We start from the raw sequence: 1382 nt of genomic DNA, 5'->3' as shown, positions 1-1382 counted from the left end.
TTTCTAAGAACTACTCAAAAGCACAAGTACTGGTGGCAAGATTACATCATAAAATTGCCAATACTCGCAAGGATTTTCACCTGAAAACCGCACATCTTTTGTGTGACCACGCAGAGACTATCTTTGCCGAAGATCTCAACACAGTTGGACTCAATAGAGGAATGCTACGAAAAGAGTGTATTGATGCTTCTTTTGGACAGTTCCTCGACTTACTCAAATGGGTTTGTTGGAAACGAGGTGGCTACTTTGAAAGAGTAGATCCTAGTGGAACCAGTCAAACCTGTCCAGAGTGTGGGGCAACTGCACAGAAACTGCTCAGTCAACGAGAACATATCTGCCCTGAATGTGGCTATCGAACTCATAGAGATCATGCAGCGGCTCAGGTGATTAGATTGCGAGGATTGGAAAAAGTACCCGTGGGCGACGGGGAAAGGAAACTGTCTGCTGATAGCGTACTGCCGGGTGAGTGTAACTCACAGGTAAGTGCTACGCAGAAAGTCTCAGTCGTGAGGTTGAGAAGCCCGCGCCGTAATCTCTGATTCGGCGTCGGGAGAAGTCACAATACTGTTTCTGATCATGCTGCCCAAAACGCCAAAAACCCTCCTGGCCAAGTATGATTGGTTATGATTGTTAGGGTTCCCACACATCCCACGATTTTTTGTGATTATGGCCCAATTCGATACCGGCTTGCCCAGTATTAGTCAAATTCAAGGCTATATCAAAGACCAACAACTCCTAGAGCTAAAACTTCTCACTGGGGATTCCTTCAAGGGGAAGTTGTGCTGGCAAGATCAAAACTGCCTGTGTCTGATCACTCAAGATCAGCAGACCATCATGATCCCTTATCATGCGATCGCTTATCTAAAGCCACAGGCACCTAAAGCCTAAAGGTAACCATTCAGCCGTCAGTGGTCAGTTTATTTTATTCAAAGGTACGCTCTTACCATTAAGAATTAAATTCGCGCTTATTGTCGCACCTAAAAGCACCGATTGCGCTACTTGAGGTGCTGCGAGAACAGTAGCGTGGCCTTTAGCTGATAGCTGATAGCTGATTGCTAAAGGTTAAAGGCTAAAGGCTGAAGTTTGATTTACAACTTATAGCTTAGTCCAGTCAGTAACAAGATAGTTGCGATAATACAGCCCAAGCATCCCAGGGCAAGATTAGTCATATTCGATTGACTTGCTGATGCTAGGGCTGTATTTAGATCCGGTGAAGTTAGACGTTCATAGTTTTTTATTGCCACATTCGCTTCTGGTAAAGAAGAGATCAGACTACCAATAAAATAATGTAAACCTACAAACACTGCTGATCCCAACCACTGACTTAATACTGAACTATATAGTTCAGTATAGGCCAAGAATAAGGCATTTAAAACATAACA

General features: G+C 43.8%; 2 protein-coding genes and 1 pseudogene. 2 read left to right on the top strand and 1 reads right to left on the bottom strand.

The window, feature by feature from the left end:
* Together F6K49_RS49395 and F6K49_RS49390 are read left to right on the top strand one after the other, a co-directional pair.
* Positions 1–539: transposase (locus tag F6K49_RS49395; RefSeq protein ID WP_293110088.1), on the top strand; the 539-nt coding region annotated here is incomplete at its 5' end.
* 127 nt (positions 540–666) lie between these two features.
* On the top strand, positions 667–888 hold the full coding sequence (locus F6K49_RS49390) for an RNA-binding protein hfq (protein ID WP_293110086.1): 222 nt from the start codon (positions 667–669) through the stop codon (positions 886–888).
* Positions 889–1088: 200 nt separating this feature from the next.
* Here F6K49_RS49390 and F6K49_RS49385 read toward each other — a convergent pair.
* Positions 1089–1382, bottom strand: a pseudogene (locus F6K49_RS49385) (hypothetical protein); the annotation flags it as partial.

Source organism: Moorena sp. SIO3I6, from assembly GCF_010672095.1.
Note: the sequence above shows the minus strand (reverse complement) of the source record. Positions and strands in the feature narration are given on the sequence as shown.

What these genes read in the sequence shown, in the direction of transcription:
- F6K49_RS49390 (WP_293110086.1), top strand. Translation starts at nt 667, where the DNA reads ATGGCCCAATTCGATACCGGCTTGCCCAGTATTAGTCAAATTCAAGGC.